This window comes from Bradyrhizobium sp. PMVTL-01 (genome assembly GCF_051861855.1).
GTDB lineage: Bacteria > Pseudomonadota > Alphaproteobacteria > Rhizobiales > Xanthobacteraceae > Bradyrhizobium.
On record NZ_CP193982.1, the window covers coordinates 6,280,667 to 6,303,620 of the forward strand.

The window sequence follows — 22,954 nt, forward strand, 5'->3', positions numbered from 1 at the left end:
AGCAATCCGGAAATATATCCGCGGCGACAGTCTGAATCGCTTCGTCGCTTCGCTCCTCGCAATGACGAGTTCGCAATGACGAGCTAGCCAAACCGCCGTCTACGCCATTCGATCAGCTTGGCGCTGACCTCTTCCGGCTTCTCCTGCTGCGTCCAATGGCCGCTGTCCTTCACGAGATACTTCTCGAGGTCGGCGATCAGCTTCTCCATGCCGTCGGCCGCCGACGGCGGCAGCACGGCGTCGTTCTCGGCCATGATCATGAGTGACGGAACGTGGATGTGATGGTCGAGCCCCTTCGAGCGTTCCCAATTGCGCGTGAAATTGCGATACCAGTTGATGCCGCCGGTGAAGCCGGTCTTCGTAAACGTGTCGACGAACACCTTCTTCTCCTCCGCCGACAGGATCGGCGTGCGCGGATCATGTCTGGCGTCGTAATTCGCGATCATCTGCGGGAACGCCAGGTTGATGCGTGGCGAAGCACCGATGCCGGCAATCGGCTGCTCCTCGGGCGCGCCCGGAGGGCGCGCGGCCGGCTTGCGCATGAAGGCATCGAAGGTCTCTTCGACGCGGCTGCCGAAAATCCTGTCCGGCTCGCGCGCGGGATCCTGGAACTGGACGATGTACATGTGGTCGCCGAAGCGCTGGCGGAACAGCGCGATCGGGTCGACCGGCGCGCGGTCCCAATGTGGGGTGTTGACCCCGACGACGCCGGCGACGCGCGAAGGATGGCGCAGCGGCATCTGCCAGACGACGAAGCCGCCCCAATCGTGGCCGACGAAGATCGCCTTGTCGATGCTGAGGTGATCGAGCAGCCCGACGAGGTCACCGGTCAGATGCTCCATGTCGTAGTCCTCGACCGGCTCGGGCCCGTCGGTCGCGCCATAGCCGCGCTGGTCCGGTGCGATCACGCGGATGCCGGCTTCGCTCAGCGCCTTGATCTGGTGGCGCCAGGAGAAGGCGAGCTCGGGCCAGCCGTGGCACAGCACGACCGGCGGCTTGTCGTCGGCCGGGCCAGCCTCGTAATAGCCCATGCGGATTCCGTTCGTCGTCGCGAACTTGAGCGGAGGCATTTCAATCATCGCACTATTCCTACTCAGCAGCGCCCTTGATGTCCGCCGACGGCGGCATGTAGGCCGCCTCCAGCACGGCAAACTCCTCCGGGAGCATGTCGCACATCACCTGCACGTGCGGAATGATGTTGGCGCCGACGATGAAGCCGAAGTCGAGCTGGTCGCGATAGCTCTGCACGGTGATGTTGAGCGCCTGCCCATGCGTCGAGATCGACACCGGAAAGATGTGCAAGAGCTCGGCACCGGCGGCGTAGAGCGTCTGCCGCGGCCCGGGCACGTTGGAGACCGTGATGTTCGCGGCCGGCGGCAGCACGTCGGAGAGATTCGAGCGGCTGTAGAGCAGCGCCAGGATCTGCACCATGATCGGCGCGCCCAACATCGAGATGTTGGAGACCTGGGGCATCAGCGCGCGCAGCGGATGCGACATTTCCTTGGACTTGGTCGATTGCGCGATGATCGCCTCGAGCCGCGCCTTGGGATCCTCGATGTTGGTCGCGATCGAGCAGATCATGCCGAACACCTGGTTGTTGGCCTCGGTGTTGCCCTCCTCGCGGAGCGAGATCGGCACCGCAGCAGTCAGGGATTTCGCCGGCAAGGTGCCATATTGCAGGAGATAACGCCGGACCACGCCGGAGGCGAGCGCGAGCACGACGTCGTTGAGCTTACCGCCGGCCTGCTTGGCCAGCGTCTTCGCCCGCGACAGCGGGATCGACACGCCGGCAAAGCTCCGCTCCGACGAGATCGTCTTGTTCAGCATGGTCGGCGGCGACACCATGCTGGCAAGGCTCTCGCGCGACTTCGGATCGGCGATCTTGCCGAGCACGTCTGACACGCTCTTGAGCACGGTCGGGATGTTGCCGGCGAAACGGACCGCGCTCTCGATCTGGTACATCGCATTGTCGAACAGGATCGAGCCGATGTCGCTCTTGCCGGTGCGCGGCAGCTGCAGGTTCTTCGCCGCCTGCGAAGCATCGAGCGGCTGGCTGAACAGCTGCTGATAGGAATCTAGCAGGTTCGCGGCGATGTCGCGCGGCTCCTGGCCGGGCCTGGTTCCTCCCGTCGGCGGCTCGACTTTCCGCGGGATCGGAGAGATGTCGTAGATCATGTTGGTCAGCGCCGCGCCAGCGCCGCCGTCGATCGCGGCATGGTGCATCTTGGAATAGAGCCCGACCTCGTTGTCCTTCATGCCCTCGAACACGTAGAACTCCCAGAGCGGGCGGGCGCGGTTCAAGAGCTTGGCATGCATCCAGCCGACGATGCGCTCCAGCGTGGCGCGGTCGCGCGGCTGCGGCAGGCTGGCGCGGAAGATGTGACGATCGATGTCGAACTGGTCGTCCTCGACCCAGGAGGGATGGTCGATGTCGAGCGGCGCCTTCTCCAGCCGTGCCTTCAGGATCGGCGCGATGTGCAGGCGCGAGACGATCATCGCCTTGAAGTCTTCGAAGAAGTCGCCCTTGTAATCGTCGGGCAGGCGGAAGATCGCCATGCTCCCGACATGCATCGGCATTTCCGGCGTTTCCAGATAGAGAAACGACGCGTCAAGCGACGACAGCTTCTTACCGTCAGCCATGGTTCCCTCCCGAGTATTCGACGGGCGCCTTGGCGGCACTTCTCGTCAGGCCGATACTGCCCGCTCCGGCGGGGCATATGCAATGGCAAAGGGCCCCACGCGGTCAAATGGCCAGAACTCTCCCTCCGGTTGCGCCAGGCGGTCCGCCACGGCCCACAGCACCGCGGGGTTCACACCGAGCCCGATATGGCTCGCCAGGTGCACCTCGATGTTCTCGGCACGGTCGGAGGGGCGGAGCAGGCATGTCCGCCAGTTCACGATACCGTCGGCACGCGAATAGATCGACGTCGCCGGCACCGGCAGGTCGCCGGCGATCGCTTGGCGCGCTTCCGCCAGGTCCTCGACCCGCTCGCCGGACAGCGCCTCGTAAAGCCGCGTGGCATTGGTCGCGCGCACATCGTTGGCAAAAGGACTGCCGAGCGTGACGACGTATCGAACCATGTCGGGCGCCCGGAGCGCGAGATCGCGGGCATAGACGCCGCCGAGGCTCCATCCGACCAGACTGACCTTGCGCCCGCTCGCGGCATGGATTTCGGCGAGACGGGCGCGCAGCGAATCCCGCATCCGCTCCAGCCCGCCGAGATTGCGCCCCATCCGCAAGGCCTGCGCCTCATAGCCGAGCTCGTTGAGATACCGCCGCAGCGGCACCATCGAAAGGTCGCTGGCGAGGAAGCCCGGCAATGCCAGCACCGGATGGCCGTCGCCCCTCGGCGCCCGCATCAGGAGCGGCGAGAGCAACAGGCTCGCATTGAGCTCGAACAGTCCGCGGCCTTCGGCCAGCAGCAGGCCGAGAGCCGGCGGACGAAGCCGGCCTGGATCCTCCTCGCCGTCCCGCCCGGACTGCACTATTTCTTCTTGTCGCTGCTGCGCGGGCTGCCGAGACCAGCCATGGTGACGAACATGTCCTGAAACCGCTCGGCGATCTTGGGATCGAAGGTGAACCAGCTCTGGATCAGCGATTCCGGGGAGACCTTCTCGATATTGCTGAGGACCTGCTGCTGCAGCTTGTCCATCACCGCCGTCTGCATCGGCGCCACATCGGGCAATCCGAAGAACTGGCGGGCCTCGAGGGGCGTGCAGTCGATTTCGATGTTAACCTTCATGTCCCCTCCGATGAGATTCGAGCAGCCTGCCGGCAGTATCACCGCGACACGGCGTGCAACGCAAGCGACCTGAGGGGAAGCCGCTAGGACCTGCTTCCGCAATCGACGGGTATGGTCAATCAAATCGCCCGGCCGCGACCGTAGCGGACGGGCTGAAATGCCGTGGAACGGCAGGGCCAATCTCCCTTCGTCCGGCGACTTCACAGGTCGAAAGTCGAATGTCGTTCGCACCAGCCTCCCCTAGATTGCCGGGCAGCATTGCTGCACAGCGGTGCAACTTGGCGCGTTCCTTGCTGGAATGGCGCTTGCACGGGTCGTGAACTCTGGGCAACATGGATCGATCAGCCCCGCCGAACAATCAAAAATGACGGTCGGGGCGTGTGAAGAGGGTCAAGAATGTCAGTCGGACGAAGTCTATATGCGGCGACGCTCGCCGGTGCGCTTGCGTTGGCGGTGTCGCCGGCGTCGAGCCAGACGCTGCGCTACGCCAACCAGGGTGAGCTCAAGTCGCTCGATCCCTACACGCTGAACGAGTCGACCACCAGTGCGCATCTCGGCCACGTCTATGAGGGCCTTGTCGCCCGCGGCAAGGACCTGAAGATCATCCCGGCGCTCGCCGAAAGCTGGGAGACGCCAGAGCCGACGCGCTGGCGCTTTCACCTGCGCAAAGGCGTGAAATTTCACAACGGTGACCCCTTCACCGCTGATGACGTGGTGTTCTCGGCCGAGCGCGTGCGAGCAAAAGGTTCAAACTTCCTCAGCCGCGTCCCGGCCGATGCCAAGGTCGTCAAGATCGACGATTACACCGTCGATTTCATCCTGACTTCGCCCAATCCCATCCTGACGGCGTTGTGGGCGACCTGGTACATCATGGACAAGAAATGGGCAGAGGCGAACGATGCGGTGGCACCGACGCCGGCCGCCGCTACGACCCCGAGCTATGCCTCGCTCCATGAAAACGGCACCGGGCCTTTCATCATCGAGAGCCATCAGCCGGGCGTGAAGACCGTCTTCAAGCCCAATCCGGAGTGGTGGCGCAAGCCGGAGCATAATCTGAAGGAGATCGTCTTCACGCCGATTGCGAACCCGGCCACGCGTGTCGCAGCGCTGTTGTCGGGCGAGGTCGACGTGATCGAGCCGGTTCCGGTCCAGGACATCGAGCGTGTCAAAGCAAGCCCCAACGCCACGGTGCTGACGGGACCCGAGCTCCGCACCCTCTTCGTCGGCATGGATCAAGCGCGTGATGAGCTGCTGTACTCCAACGTCAAGGGCAAGAACCCGTTCAAGGACGTTCGCGTCCGCGAAGCCGTCTACCGGGCGATCGACATCGACCTGATCAAGAATCGCGTTATGCGCGGATTGTCCACGCCGTCCGCATTGATGGTCGCACCAGAGATCTTTCCCTCGAAAGACTTCACCCGACCGAAGTTCGATCCCGACGCCGCCAAGAAGCTTCTGGCCGATGCCGGCTATGCTGATGGTTTCGAGGTGACGATGGACTGCCCGAACGATCGCTACGTCAATGACGCCGCGATCTGCCAGGCCATCGTCGGGATGCTCGCCCGCATCAACATCAAGGTGGATCTGCTGGCGCAGCCCAAGGCCCAGTATTTCGCCAAGGTGCTCAAGCCTGGCGGCTACAAGACCTCGCTGTTCATGCTGGGCTGGACCCCGGATACGCTCGATTCCCAGAATGTGCTGCACGACATCCTGGGCTGCCGGGATGACCCGAAGGATCCCAACCGCGGTGAGGCCAATCTCGCAGGCTATTGCAACAAGCAGTTCGACGATCTCGCCGACAAGATTCTCGTGGAATCCGATGCGACCAAACGCGATCAGCTGATCAAGCAGGCTTTCGAGATCTCGATGAAGGACTGGGCCTATGTCCCGCTGCACCAGCAGGCGCTCGCCTGGGGCGTGTCCAAGAAGGTGAAGCTGACCCAGGGTGCGGACAACATGGTCAGGCTCTACTGGGCGACCAAGCAGGAAGAGTAAGTGTCGACAACTTGTGAAGTCCCGGAAGCCTTGGCTTCCGGGACTTGCTATTCGAGCTAACGCAATGATGCGTGCTGCTGTAGAGATGTGAAAGGACCAGATGCTCGCTTTCACACTACGCCGGGCAATCCAAGCCATCGGCGTCATGATCGCCGTCGGAATCATCGCGTTCTCGATGTTCCGCTTCGCCGGCGATCCCGTGAACCAGATGGTCGGGATGGATACTTCCGGCGCCGAACGCGCCGCGATCCGCAAATCGCTCGGCCTCGACGATCCCGTGCTCGTGCAGTTCGGCCGCTATATCGGCAACGCCGCACAATTCAAGTTCGGGGTGTCCTACCAGTTCCGCCTGCCCGTCACCAATCTGCTGATTGAGCGGATGCCGGCGACACTCGAGCTGGCCATCGTTGCTACGATCTTCGCGATGCTCAGTGGCATCCTTATGGGCGTCTATTCCGCGCTGCGACGCGACAGCTGGCTCGCGCATGTCTTCCAGGCCGTCTCGCTGATCGGTATCTCGCTGCCGACCTTCCTGATCGGCGTCCTCATGATCTACCTGTTCTCGGTGACGCTCGGCTGGCTACCCTCGTTCGGGCGGGGTGACGTCGTGCATATCGGCTGGTGGACCACGGGCCTGCTGACGCTATCAGGATTGAAGGCGCTGATCATGCCCGCGATCACGCTTGGCCTGTTTCAGATGACGCTGATCATGCGGCTCGTCCGCGCCGAAATGATGGAAGTGATGCGGACTGATTACATCCGTTTCGCCCGCGCCCGTGGCCTGACCACACGTGCGATCCATTTCGGTCACGCCCTGCGCAACACGCTGGTTCCCGTGATCACGGTGGCCGGCCTGCAATTTGGCTCGGTCATTGCTTTCGCGATCATCACCGAGACCGTGTTCCAGTGGCCGGGCATGGGGCTGCTGTTCGTGCAAGCCGTTCAGAACGTCGACATCCCGATCATGGCAGCCTATTTGATGATGGTGTCCCTGATCTTCGTCACCATCAATCTCGTGGTTGATATCCTCTACACCATCGTCGATCCGCGGCTGCGCTCGACGGTCAGCCGGGCACACTGACATGAGCGAAGCCGTCGTTCCGCACACACCCGAGAAGCGCCCTGCGGCGCCGCCTGGCTGGTTCAGGCGCGCGCTCGACAGCGACCTGTTCTACTCGTTCCGCCGCTCCAGGATCACGATGATCGCGGCGGGGGTGACGTTGCTGTTCTTCCTGGTCGCGATCTTCGCTTCGGTACTGTCAGTGCAGAATCCGTTCGACCCCGCGCAGCTCCAGCTGATGAATTCGCGCATCTCGCCGCTCTGGACCGCCGACGGTCAAAGCCCGTTCCTGCTCGGTACCGACGAGCAGGGCCGCGATGTGCTGTCCGCGATCCTCTACGGCCTGCGCATCTCGCTGCTGGTCGGCGTGCTCGGCGTGGTCTTGTCAGGCGCGATCGGCATTCTGCTTGGGCTGACGGCCGGCTATTTCGGCGGCGCAGTCGATGGATTGATCATGCGGATCGCCGACGTGCAGCTTTCGTTTCCGGCGATCCTGATCGCGCTTCTGATCAACGGCATCGCCAAATCGGTCTTCGGTAACAAGCTCGACGAGATGAGCATGCTGGCGGTGCTGGTCTTCGCGATCGGCCTGAGCTTTTGGGTGCAGTATGCGCGCACGGTGCGAGGTTCGGTCCTGGTCGAGAAGAACAAGGATTATGTCGCCGCCGCGCAACTGATCGGCCTGCCCGCGCCCGTGATCATGCTGCGCCATGTGCTGCCGAACACCACGGGGCCGATCCTCGTGATCGCCACCATCAACCTCGCGCTCGCCATCATCACCGAGGCGACGCTGTCGTTCCTCGGCTCGGGCATGCCCGAGACCATGCCGTCGCTTGGCACGCTGATCCGCATCGGCAACGGCTATCTGTTCGCAGGCGAATGGTGGATCGTCGCCTTTCCCGGAATCGCACTCGCGGCGTTGATCCTGTCGATCAACCTGCTCGGCGACTGGCTGCGCGACGCGCTCAACCCCAAACTTCGATGAGTATGCAGCGTTTATGACCGAAGCCGTTCTCTCCGTCCGCAATCTCAAGGTCGAGTTCGCCTCCCGCCGCGGCACGCTGCGCGCCATCGACGACGTGTCCTTCGACATTGCCAAGGGCGAGGTGCTCGGGGTGGTCGGCGAATCCGGCGCCGGCAAGTCCGTCACCGGCCTCGCGGTGATCGGCCTGATCGATCCCCCCGGCCGCATCGCCGGCGGCGAAATCCGCCTCGCCGGAATGCGGATCGACAATCTGCCCCCGGAGGGGATGCGCCGCGTCCGCGGCAAGCGCATCGGCATGATCTTCCAGGATCCCCTGACATCGCTCAATCCGCTGTACAAGGTCGGCGACCAGATCGTCGAGACGATCCGGACCCACCTTAATCTCTCCGAGTCCGCTGCCCGCCGCCGCGCCATCGACCTGCTCGCGGAGGTCGGCATCCCTGCGCCGGAAAAGCGCATCGACGGCTATCCCCACGAATTCTCCGGCGGCATGCGCCAGCGCGTGGTGATCGCGCTCGCAATCTGCGCCGAGCCGGAGCTGATCATCGCGGACGAGCCGACCACCGCGCTCGACGTCTCGGTGCAGGCCCAGATCATCTCGCTGATCAAGCGGCTCGGCCGCGACCACGGCACCGCCGTGATGCTGGTGACGCACGACATGGGCGTGATCGCCGAGACCTCGGACCGCGTCGCGGTGATGTATGCCGGCCGCGTCGCCGAGATCGGACCGGTGCAGGACGTCGTGAAGAACCCGTTGCACCCCTACGCCAAGGGCCTGATGGGCGCGATCCCGACGCTTGCCGGCGAGGACAAGCGCCTGGTGCAGATCCCGGGCTCGATGCCGCGCCTGTCGGCGATTCCGCGCGGCTGCTCGTTCAACCCTCGCTGCGCTTTCGCCTTCGATCGTTGCCGTGTCGAGCGGCCGGAGCCGCTGCCCCGCGGCGCACAATCGGTCGCCTGCCATCTCTATGACACTGTGCCGGCGGAGAGCGCGGCATGAGCACACCCTTCGTCCAGGCGACAAATCTGCGCCGCGTCTTCGACGTCTCAAAACCCTGGCTCAACCGCGTGCTCGAAGGCGGCCATCTCGAATACCTCAAGGCCGTCGATGGCGTCACCTTCGACATCCGGAAGGGCGAGACCTTTGCGCTGGTCGGCGAGTCCGGTTCGGGCAAGACGACGGTCGCTCGCATGGTGGTCGGCCTTCTGCCACCGAGCTCCGGCGACGTGCTGATCGACGGCGTCTCGATGGGCGACCCCAGGCAGGCGCCGGCACGGCGCAAGCTGCGCCGCCGCGTCCAGATGATCTTCCAGGACCCCTATGCGAGCCTGAACCCGCGATTCCGCGTCGATGCCATCATCTCCGAGCCGATCCGCGCCTTCGACCTGATCCAGGGCGAGCGCGACATCCAGGCCCGCGTCGGCGAGCTGCTCAGCCTCGTCGGCCTGCATCCGGATGACCGGCTGAAATTTCCACACGAGTTCTCCGGCGGCCAGCGCCAACGTATCGCAATTGCGCGCGCGCTCGCATCCGACGCCGAATTCATCGTCTGCGACGAGCCGACCTCGGCGCTCGACGTCTCCGTGCAGGCCCAGATCCTCAATTTGATGCGCGACCTCCAGGACAAGTTCGGCCTGACCTACATGTTCATCAGCCACAACCTCGCCGTGGTGCGCCACATGGCGAGCCGCGTCGGCGTGATGTATCTCGGCCGCATCGTCGAGATCGCGGAGGGACGCGAGCTGTTTTCCCGCCCGCGCATGCCCTACACCAAGATGCTGCTTGGGGCCGTGCCTGACCTCGCGATGAGCGGCCGCCAGCGCATCCCGGTCAAGGGCGAGATCCCGAACCCGATCAATCCGCCCGCCGGCTGCGCCTTCAATCCGCGCTGCCCGCTGGCGTTCGATCTCTGCCGCAAGAAAACTCCGGAACTTATCGACGGCGTCGCCTGCCACGCAGTCAACACCGCGCCGGTCCCGGCGTGATGCGCGCGTGCATGCAGCCTGCGCATTGGCGGCGCGGCATCGCCTGTGATCAATTGCGCGCGCCGGAACTAAGGTGGTGAAGTCCCATGGGCAGCAATATCAATCCCGATCCGTTCACGACGAGGCCCGAGATCGAGGGCACGTTCGGCGTCGTCGCCACCACGCACTGGATCGCGACCGCGGTCGGCATGGGCATATTGGAGAAGGGCGGCAACGCCTTTGATGCCGGCGTTGCGACGGCCTTCACGCTTCAGGTGGTCGAGCCGCATCTGAACGGCCCCGGCGGCGACGTCCCGATCATCGTGCACGACGTCAAGCGCGGCCGCACCGAGGTGATCTGCGGCCAAGGCCCGGCGCCGGCACGCGCCACCATCGCGCATTACAAGAGCGAAGGGCTCGACATGGTGCCGGGCACCGGCCTGCTCGCCGCCTGCGTCCCCGGCACGTTCGAATCCTGGATGATGCTGCTGCGCGACTACGGCACGATGCGCGTGCGCGACGTGCTGGAGCCCGCGATCTCCTACGCCCGCGCCGGCTATCCGCTGGTCGAGCGCGCCTGCGCGACGATCAAGACCGTCGAGCAGCTGTTCCGCAAGCACTGGCCGACCTCGGCCGCGGTCTATCTTCCCAACGGCGAGGTGCCGAAACCCGGCACGCTCTTTACCAACACGACGCTGGCTGCGACCTACACGCGGATCCTGAGCGAAGCCGAAAGCGGCGGCGGTGGCCGCGATGCCGAAATCGAGCGCGCGCGAAAGGCGTGGTCGCAAGGCTTCGTCGCGGAAGCCATCGACAAATTCTGCCGCACCCAGGAGGTGATGGACGTCAGCGGCTCGCCACATCGCGGCGTGCTCTCCGCCGATGACATGGCACGCTGGCTGCCGACGGTCGAGGCGCCTCTTACCTACGATTACGGGCGCTACACCGTCTGCAAGGCCGGCGTCTGGAGCCAGGGGCCGGTGACGCTGCAGCAGCTCGCACTCTTGAAGGGCTTTGCGCTCGACGGGCTCGATCCGACCGGGCCGGAGTTCATCCATCTCCAGATCGAATGCGCCAAGCTCGCCTTCGCCGACCGCGAAAAATTCTACGGTGATCCCAAATTTAGCGAGATCCCGATCGCGACGCTGCTGTCGGACGCCTATAACGATGAGCGCCGCAAGCTGGTCACCGAGAAGGCTTCGCTCGATCTCCGGCCCGGCGCGGTCGAGGGCTTCGGCGGCGTGGTCAAGCTGCGCCGCGCCGAGGGCCAACGCGAAGCCGTTGGCGCGTTCGGCGCCGGTGAACCAACCGTAGGGCGCTTCGGCGAGGTGCGCGGCGACACCGTGCATTTCGACATCATCGACAAGGCTGGCAACATGGTGTCTTCGACACCTTCAGGGGGCTGGCTGCAATCCTCGCCTGTCATTCCCGAGCTAGGCTTCTGCCTCGGCAGCCGCGCACAAATGTTCGATTTGGAGGAGAATCAGCCGGGCTCGCTCGCCCCGGGCAAGCGCCCGCGCACGACGCTGTCGCCGACCATGGCGCTGCGCGACGGCGAGCCGTACCTCTCCTGGGGCTCGCCCGGCGGCGACCAGCAGGACCAGTGGATCACGCAGTTCTTCCTGCGCCACGTCCATTGCAATCTCAATCTCCAGGAAGCGATCGACGCGCCGGCCTGGCATTCCGAGCATTTCCCGATCTCGTTCTGGCCGCGCACCGCGCGGCCCGGCGTCCTCGTGGTCGAGAACCGCGTGCCGAAGGCGACGATCGAGAACCTGCGCGAGCGCGGGCATATCGTCGAGGTCGGCCCCGACTGGTCGGAAGGACGCCTCACCGCGGCCTCGCGCGTCGGGGTACGCCGCCGCGCCGCCGCCAATCCGCGCGGCATGCAGGGCTACGCCGCGGGACGCTGAAGGCAGCACATGACCTGGTCGATCATCGCGCGCGATCCTGCTACCGGCCAGTTCGGCATTGCGGTTGCGACCCGCTTCTTCGCCGTGGGCGCGCGGGTGCCCTATATCGCCGCCGGCATCGGCGCGATCGCGACGCAGGCCTTCGTCAATCCCTATTACGGCATCGACGGCGTCAGGCTGCTGCGCGAAGGTTTGAATGTCCACGACGTGCTCGCCACCCTGCTCGCGACCGATGACGGCCGCGAGAGCCGCCAGGTCCACATCATGGATGCCAGCGGCGAGATCGCGGCGCACACCGGGCGCGACTGCGTCGACTGGTGCGGCCACATTGCCGGCAGCGGCTTCTCGATCGCCGGCAACATGCTCGCCGGCGCCGACGTGCTCGACGAGACCGCCAAGACCTACATCGCCAATGACAGCCTGCCCTTCCCGCGTCGCCTGCTCGCGGCGATGCGCGCCGGCGAAGCCGCCGGCGGCGACAAGCGCGGCAAGCAATCCGCCGCGCTGCTGATCCACGGTGAGGAGGAATGGCCGGCGCTCGACATCCGCGCGGACGACCATGCCGATCCGCTCGGCGAGCTCGAACGGCTCGAGCGCGTCAGCCAGGAGCTGTGGGTGCACTTCCGCCCCTCCATGCCGACGCGGCAGAATCCGGCCGGCAACACCGATCGCAACGTCATTGACGCCAGCATCGCAGCAGCGCGCGCAAGGCAATCATGAGCGCCAGCCCCCTCATCGAGATCAGCGATCTCCGTATCCGCTTTCACGGCGACGACGGCCGCGTCACCCACGCCGTCGACAGCGTCGATCTCAGCGTTGCCAATGGTGCGACGCTCGGCCTCGTCGGCGAATCCGGCTGCGGCAAGAGCGTGACGTCGCTGGCGATCATGGGCCTGCTGCCAAAGCAGAGCGCGGAGATCACTGGCGCGATCCGCTTCGACGGCTTCGACCTGCTGAAGACCCCGGACCAGACGCTACGCGATTTGCGCGGCAACCGGCTGGCGATGATCTTCCAGGAGCCGATGACGTCGCTCAACCCGAGTTTTACGATCGGCGACCAGGTCACCGAGACGATTTTGCGTCACCGTGGCGGCTCGCGGAAGAGCGCGCGCGAGCGGGCGATCGAGCTCCTGCGCCGCGTCCACATCCCCTCGCCCGAGCGCCGCATCGACGAATATCCGCACAAGCTCTCCGGCGGCATGCGCCAGCGCGTGATGATCGCGATGGCGCTCGCCTGCGACCCGCGGCTCCTGATCGCGGACGAGCCGACCACCGCCCTCGACGTCACCCTGCAGGCGCAGATCCTGGAGCTGATGCGAGAGCTGAAGGCGGCGAGCGGGGCTGCGATCATCCTGATCACCCACGATCTCGGCGTCGTCGCCGAAGTCTGCGACGAGGTCGCGGTGATGTATGCCGGCGAGATCGTCGAGCGCGCGCCGGTGGACGAATTGTTCGCCACGCCGCAGCATCCCTACACCGTGGGCCTGCTCGGCTCGATCCCGCGGCTCGACCACCGCGCCGAGCAGCTCGCAACGATCGAAGGCATGGTCCCGAACATGGCGCAGCCGCCCGCCGGCTGCCGCTTCGCCGCGCGCTGCCCCTTCGTGCTGGACGCCTGCACCAACGCGCCGCCGCCGCTGATCGAAGTCAGCGCCGGCCACCTCTCGCGCTGCATCCGCGCGCCGCTCGAATTGCTGGTGGCGTGATGGCGCTGCTCGAGGTCGAAGGCCTGGTCAAGCATTTCGTCGCCGAGCGCTCGCTGTTCGGCCGGGCGCTGGCCCATGTCAAAGCCGTCGATGGCGTGTCCTTCTCGCTGGAGGCCGGCAAGACGCTGGCGCTGGTCGGCGAATCCGGTTGCGGCAAGTCCACGGTCAGCCGCCTGGTGCTGCGGCTGATCGAGCCGGATGCCGGCACGGTGCGCTTCGACGGCCGCGACCTGCTCTCGCTCGATGCCAGCGGCTTGCGCGCCTTCCGCCGCGAGGCGCAGATCGTTTTCCAGGATCCCTACGCCTCGCTCAATCCGCGCATGACGGTCGGCCAGATCCTGACCGAACCGCTGGCGCTGCACGATCTCGTTCCGGCGGCGCGGCGACCCGAGCGCGTCGCGGAGATCGTGCGGCTGGTCGGGCTGGAGCCGCGCCTCGCCCGGCGCTATCCGCACGAGTTCTCCGGTGGCCAGCGCCAGCGCATCGCCATTGCCCGCGCGCTCGCGGTCGAACCGAAGCTCATCATCTGCGACGAACCCGTCTCGGCGCTCGACGTCTCGATACGCTCGCAGATCCTCAATCTGCTGCGCGAGCTGCAGGATCGGCTTGGCCTCGCCTACATCTTCGTGTCGCACGACCTCGCCGTAGTCAAGCACATCGCGGACCGCGTCGCGGTGATGAATCTCGGGTGCATCGTCGAAGAGGCCGACGCGGACGAGTTGTTCGCCGAGCCCCGCCACCCCTATAGCCGCGCGTTGCTGTCGGCCATCCCGCTGCCGCAGCCTCATGCCAGGCGGACGAAGGTCGTGCTGCAGGACGAGATCCCGAGCGCACTCAATCCGCCGGCCGGTTGCCGCTTCCACACCCGCTGCCCCTTCGTGATCGACCGCTGCCGCACCTCAGCGCCGGCGCTGGTGGCTGACGGCACGGGCCACGCCGCCGCCTGCCATCGCGTTAGCGAGCTGCCCGCGGCCGACGCGATCCTGCCCGCAGCGGCCGGATTCTCGCCGGCCCTGGCAAAATTAGTCGCGGCTTTCAGCCGAAAGACGGAAGGCGTGAACCCGGCCGGTGTTGGTATACAAGATGCATGGCCAACAACGACCTAGCCGATACAACGGGGATTGTCCGATGAAAATGTTTCGCCCGGCCGCCATGGCGACCGCATTGCTGATGTGGCTCGGGGCTGCCGCGCAGGCCCAGACCACGCTGCGCGTCGGGCTTGCCGAAGACCCCGATGTCCTCGATCCGACCATGGCACGCACCTATGTCGGCCGCATCGTCTTCGCATCGTTCTGCGACAAGCTGTTCGACATCGACGAGAAGCTGAACATCGTGCCGCAGCTCGCGCTGTCGTACGAGACGTCGGCGGATGGCAAGGAAGTCACGATCAAGCTGCGGCCGGGCGTCAAGTTTCATGATGGCGAAGCCCTCGATGCCGAAGCGGCGAAATTCTCCCTGGAGCGACATCTCACCTTTCCGGGATCGTTCAGGAAACCGGAACTCGCATCGCTCGATCACGTCGATGTCGTTGATCCCCTGACCATCAAGCTCGTCCTGAAGGCTCCGTTCTCGCCGCTGATCCCGCAACTCTCAGACCGCGCCGGGATGATGGTCTCTCCCAAGGCCGCAAAAGCAGCCGGCGACAAATTCGGCCTGCACCCCGTCTGCGCCGGCCCCTATAAATTCGTCGAGCGCGTGCAGCAGGACCGCATGGTTTTCGAGAAATTCGCCGCTTACTGGAACAAGGACAACGTCTTCATCGACCGCATCGTGTTTCAGCCGATCGTCGATGCGACGGTGCGGCTTGCCAATCTGAAATCCGGGGCCCTCGACCTGATCGAGCGTGTGCTCGCCACCGACATCAAGGACGTGCGCTCCGATTCCCGCCTCAAGCTCGCGACCGCCATCGAGCTCGGCTATCAGGGCATCACACTCAACATCGGCAAGGACAAGGCGAAGGGACCGCTCAGCCAGTCGGCGAAGGTCCATCAGGCGCTGGATCTGTCGATCGACCGAGAAGCGATCAATCAAGTCGCCTTCAACGGCGAGTTCAAGCCGGGCAATCAATGGGTCAACCCGGACCATCCCTACTACCAGCAGAACTTTCCGGTCCGGGCGCGCGACATCGCCAAGGCGAAGGCGCTGCTGAAGGAGGCCGGCGTGACACCGCCGATCAGCGTCGACTACATGGTGCCCCGGGGCACCGAGTTCGAGGCCGTCGCCCAGGTCGTCCAGTCGATGGCCGCAGAAGCCGGCTTCGACATGAAGATCAGGGTGACCGAGCTTGCGACGTCGCTGAAGCAGGCCGAGGCCGGCGAATATCAGGCCTTCCACCTGCAATGGAGCGGCCGTATCGATCCCGACGGCAACTCCTTCATCTTCCTGCACACTGACGCGCCACAGAATTACAGTTTCTGGACCAACGCGGAGGCCGACAAGGCGCTCGACGACGCCCGGCTCGCGACCGAGCTGGCGCAGCGCAAGGCGATCTACGAGAAGCTCACCAAGCTCGTGATGGAGGATGAACCGATCATCTATGTCTACCATCGCCGCATCCTGATCGCTCACACCTCCAAGCTCGAAGGCTACAAGCAGGTGCCTGACGGGCTGGTACGCGTCGTCGGGTTGAAGCTGAAGTGAAGCCAAAAGGATGTTGAACTTCCTCGCCCGCCGCATCGTGCAGATCGTACCGACACTGTTCTTCGTGTCGGTGCTGATCTTCTCGCTCCAGCAACTCTTGCCGGGCGATCCGGCGCTGGTGATGGCGGGCGAAGAGCGTGATCCCGCAGTCATCGAGCAGATCCGCCATCAATACCGGCTCGACCAGCCGCTGCCCATGCAATATGCCTATTGGGCCAAAGGCGTGCTGTCCGGCGATTTCGGAGAGTCGCTGCGCATCAAGGTACCGGTGCGCCAGCTGATTGCGCAAAAGCTGCCGGTGACGCTGCAGCTCGGCGCCATGGCGATCATCATCGCCTTCCTGATCGGCATCCCTGCCGGCATCGTCGCAGCCGTAAAGAAGGGGACGGCCTGGGACTACGGCGCCAATTTCTTCGCGCTGTGGGGCATCTCGACGCCGAACTTCTGGCTCGGCATCATGCTGATCTTCCTGTTCTCGATCGAGCTCGGCTGGCTGCCGGCCTCGGGCTATGTGCCGCTGACCGAGAACTGGCGCGCGAGTCTCGCCGCCACCATCATGCCGGCTTTCGTGCTCGGCAATGCGATCGCCGCGATCCTGATGCGGCATACCCGCAGCGCCATGCTCCAGGTTCTGGAGAGCGATTATGTCCGCACGGCGCGCGCGAAAGGCCTTTCCGAGCGCTCGGTGATCCTCAAGCATGCGATGCGCAATGCGCTCACGCCCATCATCACGCTCGGCGCGCTCGAACTCGGCACGCTGTTGTCCGGTGCGGTGCTGACCGAGCAGATCTTCTCCATTCCCGGCTTCGGCAAGCTGATCGTGGACGCCGTCTTCAACCGCGATTACGCCGTCGTGCAGGGCGTCGTGCTGGTGACCGCCACAGTCTACATCACGCTCAACCTGGTCGCCGATGTCGCCTATATCCTCGTCAATCCGCGGCTGAGGAGCTAGGCCATGACCGACGCTGTGGTCGCGGCCACCCCCGTCACCGATGCCGGCGAGCTGGACAGTCCGGCGCGCCGGGCACGGCGTCGCCTGTTCAAGCGCAAGGCGGCGGTCGCGGGCCTCGTGGTCCTCGTCGTTTTCATCCTGCTCGCGCTGCTTTCGCCCCTGATGGTGCCCTACGATCCCCTCGCGACAAGCTGGAGCCTGGTGCGCAAGCCGCCTACAGCCGCGCACTGGTTCGGCACCGACGAGCTCGGCCGCGACATTCTGAGCCGCGTCATCTATGGCGCGCGCGCCTCGCTGCTGGCAGGCCTGATTTCGGTGGCGATCGCGCTTGGCATCGGCGTGCCTCTTGGCCTTCTCGCAGGCTATCGCGGCGGATTCGTCGATGCGCTGATCAGCCGGATCACCGATGCGATGCTCGCCTGTCCGTTCCTGATCCTGGCCATTGCGCTGGCGGCGTTCCTCGGTCCGAGCCTCGGCAATGCCATGATCGCAATCGGCATCACGGCGACGCCGGTTTTTATCCGGCTTACCCGCGGTCAGGTGTTGAGCGTCAAGGCCGAGGACTATGTCGAGGCGGCGCGCGCGCTCGGCAATCCGCCCTGGCGGATCGCGGTCTCGCACATCCTGCCGAACATTCTGCCCGCGCTGCTGGTCCAGGCGACGCTGTCGATCGCCGCAGCCATCATCGCGGAAGCCGCGCTGTCGTTCCTTGGGCTCGGCCAGCAGCCGCCGTCACCGTCCTGGGGCAGCATGCTCAATGCGGCGCAACGCTTCCTGACCCAGGCGCCATGGATGGCGATCTGGCCGGGGCTGGCAATCTTCCTGGTGGTGCTGTCACTGAACCTGCTCGGCGACGGCCTGCGCGATGCCCTGGACCCGCGGCAGCGCTGAGGTAGTGTCGAGGTCACTCCACCTCTCCCCGACGGGGAGAGGTAAGGATCACAAGCCGATGGATATCAAATCACAACTTCCCGCATCACGCGCCGGCAATCCATCTCATATTCGAGGTCGATCACCGGCGGGCGCGCAAAATGCCAGGTGAGACCCGAGCGCAGCGCGCCGCGCCGAACGAGCTCGTCGACCAGCGCGTGATGGAAGTCGTGCACCGAGTAGGCCTGCACGCCGGTGGTGTCCTTCCAGCCGAAACCGAACGCCGCCATCCGGTTCTCCATCTGGGAGGTCGTCGTGAAGCGCACCTTCTCGCGAAGGCCTTCCGGACTGAGGTCGCGGTAGCGCACGGTACGTTCGACGTAGGTGCCGCTGCCTTCGCGTGCCTCCGCGCCACCGGCAATCACGAAGGACGGCGCTTTCGAATTCGCCGGCCGCGTGAAGGAGAACGCGTAGAACGACGGCTCGGACGGCGGATCGATCTCCGGACAGACATTGCTGCGGGCCACCGGATTGGTGGTGCCGTCGAAGATGCCCCATTCCGCCAGCGTCTTCACATAATGCAGGTTGAACGCGCGAAAGCCTTCCTCGCTGAAGGCGGCCGGCGAACGCAGCTCGCAGGCACAGAATGCCGTCAGCGGGCGCCCCGCCGCCTCGATGAATTTTGCGGCCAGCGCAAATCCTTCGGCGAGCGGCACCAGGCGGTCGAAGCGAACGCGCTCGATCTCGTAGCCCTCATCCGCGGCAGCACCGGCCGAATACTGGAACACGGAGGGGATGAAACGATAGTTGCCGGCGGAGAATTCACGCGTCATTGACGAACTCCTATTCCAGTTGCATGCGAATGCCCTTGGCGCCGTTGAGAAGGCGCTTCAGGTGAAATCCGGCCAGGGAATCGCCGGCATGCATGCCGACCAGCGCGGCGAAGGCCGGCATGGCTGCGGCGTCGCCGGCCTCCATCTTGGCGAAAGCCTCGGCGTAGAGCGCCGTCTGCGGCGCTTCGAATTGCCCGGGCAGCAGTGGTTCGAACGCACGTAGCGGCTCGCTGCGTCCGCGCAGCATCAGCTCGCCGACGGGACGTCCTTGAAAACTCTCGGCCGCCTTCGCGACGCCGGCGCTGACGCAGATGCGCGTGCCCAGGTGTTTGTTGGCGGCTTCCAGCCGCGCCGCGATGTTGATGGTATCGCCATACGCGGTGTAGTCGAAGAAACGATTGCCGCCGAAGTTTCCGACCAATGCCGGCCCGGCGTGAATGCCGATACGGGTGACGCCGAAGCTTACGCCCTTGGCCTTCTGCCGTGCGCAAAAGTCCTGCGCCCAGGCGTCGAGATCATGAGCGCAGGCGATCGCACGTGTCGCATAATCGGGTTGATCGCCGGGCGCGTTGAACAGCACCTGGAGTGCGTCGCCGATGATTTTTGCGACCGTCCCCTCATGCGCGAAGACAACCTCGGTCATGCCTCCGACATATTCGTTGAGGAGCTGGCCCAGCGTCTCGGGCGGCGCCGTCTCGACCAGTGACGTGAAGCCGGTGATGTCGGTAAAGATGGTCGCGACGTCGCGCCACTGCACCTCGATCCCCTCACCCTCGCCGCTGGCCGCCAGACGCTTGGCAAGCTCCGGCGAGAAATGGCGCGACAGCGCGGCATGGGCCCGCTCCGCCTCCATCTGCCGGCGGCGCACCTCGCGCAGCATATCGATATGGCGGATGGTCTTCTGGATCGTGGTTTCCAGGTCGGCGAAATCGATCGGCTTGGTCAGGAAGTCGAACGCGCCACGGTTCATGGCCGTGCGGATATTGCTCATGTCGCCGTAGGCCGAGACGATGATGGTCGACTTCTTCTCCTCGACCTGCTGGAGCTTCGCCAGCAGCGACAAGCCGTCCATCCGTGGCATGTTGATATCGGAGACCACCATGTCGACATGCGGGTTCTGCTCCAGCGCCTCAAGCGCCTCGAGGCCGTCGCGGGCGAACATCAGGGCGAACTGCCCATCGCGGATCTGCCTGCGGAACTTCTGCAGGATCAGCGCCTCGAGGTCCGGCTCGTCGTCGACGAAGAGGATGGTCGCAGTCATGCGGCTTGCTCGAGCCTCGTATCGATCTCCTGGCGCAGCAGCGCAAAGTCGATCGGCTTGGTCAAAAGCCCGTGGGCGCCTCGCTCGATCGCTTTCCGGCGCGTCTCGGCGTCGCCATAGGCCGTGATCATGATGACGGGGACATGCGGATAGTCGGCGCGCACCTTCGGCAGCATGTCGAGCCCACTCATGCCAGGCATGTTGATGTCTGACAGGATCAGGATCAGCGAAGGATCCCGAACCTCGGCGGCACGCCTCAGCGCGTCGGCTGCAGAGGGCGCAAACTCCATCTGGAAACGGCCGGCGCGCAGGTCGCGCCGGAAGTGCTGCCTGAACAGCGGCTCGACGTCGGGCTCGTCGTCGACGACCAGAATGTAAACGTTCAAGTCTTGCCTCCGGGGGTGTCGCCAGCTGCCATCGTCCGCGGCAGCGTGATGATGAATTCGGTGAATACACCGGGATCGGTCTTCACGTCGATCGTGCCGCCATGCTGCTTGACGACGATGTCATGGCTCATGGACAGGCCGAGCCCGGTGCCTTCGCCGGCCGGCTTGGTCGTGAAGAACGGGTTGAACAGCTTCTCCTGCACCTCGGGCGGAATTCCGGTGCCGTTGTCGCGGATCCGGATCTCGACCTTGTCACCGAGGTTCCGCGTTGCAGCGCGCAGGGTGGGCTCAAAACCTTCCGCCGCGCTCGCCTTGCGCTTGGCAGCGGCGTAGAAGCCGTTCGAGATCAGGTTGAGGAAGACGCGCGTGATCTCCTGCGGATAGATGTCCACCATGCCGGCGGCGGGGTCGAACGCGCGTTCGAGTGTGATGTTGAAGGCGGGCCTTTCGGCGCGCGCACCGTGATAGGCGAGATTGAGGCTCTCCTCCACGACCGCATTGATGTCGACGGGGCGATGTTCGCCAGACCCCTGGCGCGAATGCAGCAGCATGTTCCTGACGATGGAGTCGGCACGCTTGCCGTGCTGCACCACCTTCTCGAGATTGCTCTTGAGCATAGCAGTCAGCTCGTCGATCTCCTCCTTGGTCTTGTCGTCGAGCGAGACCGATTGCAGGACTTCGTTGAGCTCGTCGATCAGCTCGGTCGAGACCGAGGAGAAGTTATTGACGAAGTTGAGCGGGTTCTTGATCTCGTGCGCGATGCCGGCGGTGAGCTGGCCGAGCGAGGCGAGCTTCTCGGTCTGCACCAGACGATCCTGGGCGGCGCGCAAATTGTCGAGAGATTGGGAAAGCTCGCTCGTGCGTTCGCGAAGCTGCTTGAGCAGTCGCGCGTTCTCAATGGCAATAACCGCCTGGTTGCCAAAATTCTCTACCAGGGCGATTTGCTTGTCTGTGAACGCACGAACCTCGCGACGAAAGATAGTTATCACGCCGACGAGCTCGTTATCCCGCAACAGCGGGACCATAAGCGTCGTGCGGGCGCCGCCGACGTCAGCAATCAAGACCGCCATCTCGGCTCCAGCACGATAGGCAGGGGCTTCACGGACATCGAGAACATGGGCGACCCGATGTGTTCTGACAACTTCAGCAAGGCCGCTCTCGGGATGTGGAGCAAGCATTCCGACATGCCGTCGCCTGGCCGCAAATTCTGGGGGCAGATTGTAGTCCGATACGAGATTGTATCGTTCCCCGTCCCAGAGATCCATGACGCCAAAGCTCGCACCGCAGACCCGCGTTGCATTGGCCAACATCTTGTTGAAGACCGGCTGGAGTTCGCCCGCGGACGAACTGATGGTCTCCAACACCTCAGAGGTCGCTGTCTGCTGCTGCAGCAACTCGCTCAATTCGGCGGTCCGCTGCTCGACCTTGTTCTCCAGGTCGGCATAGGATTGCTGCAAGCGCTCGCCCATGTGGTTGAATTGGTCCGCCAGCCCCTCCAGCTCATCCCCGGTCTTGATCGAGATGCGCTGGGCGAAATCGCCCCCGCCGATCCGCTCGGCACCGCTGCGCAGCGCCTGGATCGGCCCGACCATGCGACGCGCCAGGAAGATCCCGGCCAGCACCGCGAAGACCGAGGCCGCGAGCAGCACGAATGCGAGCCGTTCCAGCGCGGCATAGAGCGCCGCATAGGCCTCCTCGACCGGCAGCTCGACGAACATGGTCCAGTGCATCGGCTCGATCGGGGCCCATGCGGTCAGCACCTTCTGGCCCTGGATGTTGCGCGCCTCGGAGAGCGCGTCAGCAGTCCCCCCGCCCCCGGCCAGCGCGGCGCGCACCTGCGCAAGGTTCGACATGTCGGTGTTGCGCAGAACGAGGCTGATATCCGGATGCGCAATCAGCCGCCCCTCCGGGCCGACGACGTAAGCGTGCCCGTGCTGGCCCACCTTGATCTGGGACACGACGTCCCAGATCAGCTTCAGGTTGACTTCCGCGATGCTGACGCCAGCGTCCTTGCGCGACCCCGCCTGCGCCAGCGTCATGTAGGGCTCGGAGTCCCTGCGAAAGTAGACCGGCCCGTAGAACACCTTGTGCGCGACGGCCTGGGTGAACTTGGGGTCATCGGACAAGTCGATCCCGCTGTCGATCGCGTCCATCGCGAGCCGCGACACGCGCAGCCGCTCCCTGCCGGTCGCATCGACCTGGGCGAGCTCGGTGATCGCCGGCACCTGGCGCAAGAGCCGCAGCGCGTCGAACCGGCGCTGCTCGATCGAGCCCGCCGACCAGGGCAATTGCGTCGTCCAGCCGAGCTGGTTCTCGATCTCCTTGACGAACTGGCCGATCTTGGCCGAGGCCGCCTCGGCCTGCTCATGCTGAACCCGGATCAGCGAGGCCTTGTGCTCGCGATAGTAAAAGAAGACCTCGAACAGCCCGTTGGCGAGCAGCGCGACCGCGACGACCGCCACGAACAGTGCGACGTATTTGGCAAACAGCCGGGTCCTGATCCCCCGCCCCGCTCCCTCACCCGGCACGACGCGATCCGTGGCCGTGCTCGGCGACCTCGTGGCTTGCGGGGTGTCGGGATGGAGGGAGAGGGTCATTTCCGCGGAATCTAGCAAGAAGACCCGACCTTGTCTCTCGCCCGCGCG

Annotated in this window: 20 protein-coding genes; 12 read left to right on the forward strand and 8 right to left on the reverse strand. The window is 64.8% G+C overall.

Annotated elements, in window-relative coordinates:
• Positions 1-83: 83 nt before the first annotated feature.
• From ACRQ5Q_RS30380 to ACRQ5Q_RS30395, 4 genes are read right to left on the reverse strand one after another with little or no spacing between them, the layout of a single operon-like run.
• Entirely contained in the window at positions 84-1,079 is a 996-nt protein-coding gene (locus ACRQ5Q_RS30380; protein ID WP_439374143.1) for an alpha/beta fold hydrolase, read from the reverse strand.
• A gap of 10 nt (positions 1,080-1,089) precedes the next feature.
• Positions 1,090-2,640 carry a WS/DGAT/MGAT family O-acyltransferase gene (locus ACRQ5Q_RS30385; RefSeq protein WP_439393626.1) on the reverse strand — a complete coding sequence of 517 codons (1,551 nt, stop codon included), beginning with the start codon at positions 2,638-2,640 and terminating at the stop codon, positions 1,090-1,092.
• A 45-nt stretch (positions 2,641-2,685) separates the two neighbouring features.
• Complete coding sequence (locus ACRQ5Q_RS30390; protein ID WP_439374141.1) at positions 2,686-3,486, reverse strand: esterase/lipase family protein; 801 nt, start codon at positions 3,484-3,486, stop codon at positions 2,686-2,688.
• Positions 3,486-3,743, reverse strand: coding sequence for a DUF6489 family protein (locus ACRQ5Q_RS30395; RefSeq protein ID WP_018648137.1), 258 nt, complete (start codon positions 3,741-3,743; stop codon positions 3,486-3,488). The genes ACRQ5Q_RS30390 and ACRQ5Q_RS30395 overlap by 1 nt, the downstream gene beginning before the upstream one ends.
• A gap of 396 nt (positions 3,744-4,139) precedes the next feature.
• On the opposite strand from ACRQ5Q_RS30395, the gene ACRQ5Q_RS30400 reads away from it, so the two are divergent.
• From ACRQ5Q_RS30400 to ACRQ5Q_RS30455, 12 genes are all read left to right on the forward strand, one after another.
• The gene (locus ACRQ5Q_RS30400; protein WP_439393628.1) at positions 4,140-5,738 is read left to right on the forward strand and encodes an ABC transporter substrate-binding protein; all 1,599 of its coding nucleotides are present in this window, start codon (positions 4,140-4,142) and stop codon (positions 5,736-5,738) included.
• A 100-nt stretch (positions 5,739-5,838) separates the two neighbouring features.
• The gene (locus ACRQ5Q_RS30405) at positions 5,839-6,819 is read left to right on the forward strand and encodes an ABC transporter permease (protein ID WP_439393630.1); all 981 of its coding nucleotides are present in this window, start codon (positions 5,839-5,841) and stop codon (positions 6,817-6,819) included.
• A gap of 1 nt (position 6,820) precedes the next feature.
• Entirely contained in the window at positions 6,821-7,783 is a 963-nt protein-coding gene (locus ACRQ5Q_RS30410; RefSeq protein ID WP_439393632.1) for an ABC transporter permease, read from the forward strand.
• Positions 7,784-7,796: 13 nt separating this feature from the next.
• Positions 7,797-8,783, forward strand: coding sequence for an ABC transporter ATP-binding protein (locus ACRQ5Q_RS30415; protein ID WP_439393634.1), 987 nt, complete (start codon positions 7,797-7,799; stop codon positions 8,781-8,783).
• The gene (locus ACRQ5Q_RS30420; protein WP_439393635.1) at positions 8,780-9,769 is read left to right on the forward strand and encodes an ABC transporter ATP-binding protein; all 990 of its coding nucleotides are present in this window, start codon (positions 8,780-8,782) and stop codon (positions 9,767-9,769) included. Before ACRQ5Q_RS30415 ends, ACRQ5Q_RS30420 begins: the two co-directional genes overlap by 4 nt.
• Before the next feature lie 86 nt (positions 9,770-9,855).
• Positions 9,856-11,661 carry a gamma-glutamyltransferase family protein gene (locus ACRQ5Q_RS30425; protein ID WP_439393637.1) on the forward strand — a complete coding sequence of 602 codons (1,806 nt, stop codon included), beginning with the start codon at positions 9,856-9,858 and terminating at the stop codon, positions 11,659-11,661.
• A gap of 9 nt (positions 11,662-11,670) precedes the next feature.
• Positions 11,671-12,381 carry a DUF1028 domain-containing protein gene (locus ACRQ5Q_RS30430; protein ID WP_439374135.1) on the forward strand — a complete coding sequence of 237 codons (711 nt, stop codon included), beginning with the start codon at positions 11,671-11,673 and terminating at the stop codon, positions 12,379-12,381.
• Positions 12,378-13,367: an ABC transporter ATP-binding protein gene (locus tag ACRQ5Q_RS30435; RefSeq protein ID WP_439374134.1), complete on the forward strand. Its 990-nt coding sequence runs from the start codon at positions 12,378-12,380 to the stop codon at positions 13,365-13,367. Before ACRQ5Q_RS30430 ends, ACRQ5Q_RS30435 begins: the two co-directional genes overlap by 4 nt.
• Positions 13,367-14,473, forward strand: a complete 1,107-nt coding sequence (locus ACRQ5Q_RS30440; RefSeq protein WP_439393639.1) for an ABC transporter ATP-binding protein — start codon at positions 13,367-13,369, stop codon at positions 14,471-14,473. Before ACRQ5Q_RS30435 ends, ACRQ5Q_RS30440 begins: the two co-directional genes overlap by 1 nt.
• 22 nt (positions 14,474-14,495) lie before the next feature.
• A complete protein-coding gene (locus ACRQ5Q_RS30445) occupies positions 14,496-16,007 on the forward strand; it encodes an ABC transporter substrate-binding protein (protein WP_439393641.1) in 1,512 nt (503 codons plus the stop codon).
• Between the two features lie 10 nt (positions 16,008-16,017).
• Positions 16,018-16,959, forward strand: coding sequence for an ABC transporter permease (locus ACRQ5Q_RS30450; RefSeq protein ID WP_439374131.1), 942 nt, complete (start codon positions 16,018-16,020; stop codon positions 16,957-16,959).
• A 3-nt stretch (positions 16,960-16,962) separates the two neighbouring features.
• Positions 16,963-17,850 (forward strand): ABC transporter permease, encoded by an 888-nt coding sequence (locus ACRQ5Q_RS30455; protein ID WP_439393643.1) that lies wholly within the window; start codon positions 16,963-16,965, stop codon positions 17,848-17,850.
• A gap of 65 nt (positions 17,851-17,915) precedes the next feature.
• Here the strand turns inward: ACRQ5Q_RS30455 and cnbZ are convergent, their stop codons facing one another.
• From cnbZ to ACRQ5Q_RS30475, 4 genes are read right to left on the reverse strand one after another with little or no spacing between them, the layout of a single operon-like run.
• A complete protein-coding gene (gene cnbZ / locus ACRQ5Q_RS30460; RefSeq protein ID WP_439374129.1) occupies positions 17,916-18,662 on the reverse strand; it encodes a 2-amino-5-chloromuconate deaminase CnbZ in 747 nt (248 codons plus the stop codon).
• Between the two features lie 10 nt (positions 18,663-18,672).
• Positions 18,673-19,923, reverse strand: a complete 1,251-nt coding sequence (locus ACRQ5Q_RS30465) for an adenylate/guanylate cyclase domain-containing protein (protein WP_439374128.1) — start codon at positions 19,921-19,923, stop codon at positions 18,673-18,675.
• Positions 19,920-20,309: a response regulator gene (locus tag ACRQ5Q_RS30470; RefSeq protein WP_439374127.1), complete on the reverse strand. Its 390-nt coding sequence runs from the start codon at positions 20,307-20,309 to the stop codon at positions 19,920-19,922. The genes ACRQ5Q_RS30465 and ACRQ5Q_RS30470 overlap by 4 nt, the downstream gene beginning before the upstream one ends.
• Positions 20,306-22,906 carry an ATP-binding protein gene (locus ACRQ5Q_RS30475; RefSeq protein ID WP_439393645.1) on the reverse strand — a complete coding sequence of 867 codons (2,601 nt, stop codon included), beginning with the start codon at positions 22,904-22,906 and terminating at the stop codon, positions 20,306-20,308. The genes ACRQ5Q_RS30470 and ACRQ5Q_RS30475 overlap by 4 nt, the downstream gene beginning before the upstream one ends.
• Positions 22,907-22,954: the final 48 nt, after the last annotated feature.

Excerpts from the sequence above, each read along its gene's own strand:
- cnbZ (WP_439374129.1), bottom strand. The coding sequence starts at position 18,662 with ATGACGCGTGAATTCTCCGCCGGCAACTATCGTTTCATCCCCTCCGTG.
- ACRQ5Q_RS30445 (WP_439393641.1), top strand. The coding sequence starts at position 14,496 with ATGAAAATGTTTCGCCCGGCCGCCATGGCGACCGCATTGCTGATGTGG.
- ACRQ5Q_RS30475 (WP_439393645.1), bottom strand. The coding sequence starts at position 22,906 with ATGACCCTCTCCCTCCATCCCGACACCCCGCAAGCCACGAGGTCGCCG.
- ACRQ5Q_RS30465 (WP_439374128.1), bottom strand. The coding sequence starts at position 19,923 with ATGACTGCGACCATCCTCTTCGTCGACGACGAGCCGGACCTCGAGGCG.
- ACRQ5Q_RS30405 (WP_439393630.1), top strand. The coding sequence starts at position 5,839 with ATGCTCGCTTTCACACTACGCCGGGCAATCCAAGCCATCGGCGTCATG.
- ACRQ5Q_RS30380 (WP_439374143.1), bottom strand. The coding sequence starts at position 1,079 with ATGATTGAAATGCCTCCGCTCAAGTTCGCGACGACGAACGGAATCCGC.
- ACRQ5Q_RS30425 (WP_439393637.1), top strand. The coding sequence starts at position 9,856 with ATGGGCAGCAATATCAATCCCGATCCGTTCACGACGAGGCCCGAGATC.
- ACRQ5Q_RS30385 (WP_439393626.1), bottom strand. The coding sequence starts at position 2,640 with ATGGCTGACGGTAAGAAGCTGTCGTCGCTTGACGCGTCGTTTCTCTAT.
- ACRQ5Q_RS30420 (WP_439393635.1), top strand. The coding sequence starts at position 8,780 with ATGAGCACACCCTTCGTCCAGGCGACAAATCTGCGCCGCGTCTTCGAC.
- ACRQ5Q_RS30430 (WP_439374135.1), top strand. The coding sequence starts at position 11,671 with ATGACCTGGTCGATCATCGCGCGCGATCCTGCTACCGGCCAGTTCGGC.
- ACRQ5Q_RS30400 (WP_439393628.1), top strand. The coding sequence starts at position 4,140 with ATGTCAGTCGGACGAAGTCTATATGCGGCGACGCTCGCCGGTGCGCTT.
- ACRQ5Q_RS30415 (WP_439393634.1), top strand. The coding sequence starts at position 7,797 with ATGACCGAAGCCGTTCTCTCCGTCCGCAATCTCAAGGTCGAGTTCGCC.
- ACRQ5Q_RS30395 (WP_018648137.1), bottom strand. The coding sequence starts at position 3,743 with ATGAAGGTTAACATCGAAATCGACTGCACGCCCCTCGAGGCCCGCCAG.
- ACRQ5Q_RS30450 (WP_439374131.1), top strand. The coding sequence starts at position 16,018 with ATGTTGAACTTCCTCGCCCGCCGCATCGTGCAGATCGTACCGACACTG.
- ACRQ5Q_RS30410 (WP_439393632.1), top strand. The coding sequence starts at position 6,821 with ATGAGCGAAGCCGTCGTTCCGCACACACCCGAGAAGCGCCCTGCGGCG.
- ACRQ5Q_RS30455 (WP_439393643.1), top strand. The coding sequence starts at position 16,963 with ATGACCGACGCTGTGGTCGCGGCCACCCCCGTCACCGATGCCGGCGAG.
- ACRQ5Q_RS30440 (WP_439393639.1), top strand. The coding sequence starts at position 13,367 with ATGGCGCTGCTCGAGGTCGAAGGCCTGGTCAAGCATTTCGTCGCCGAG.
- ACRQ5Q_RS30435 (WP_439374134.1), top strand. The coding sequence starts at position 12,378 with ATGAGCGCCAGCCCCCTCATCGAGATCAGCGATCTCCGTATCCGCTTT.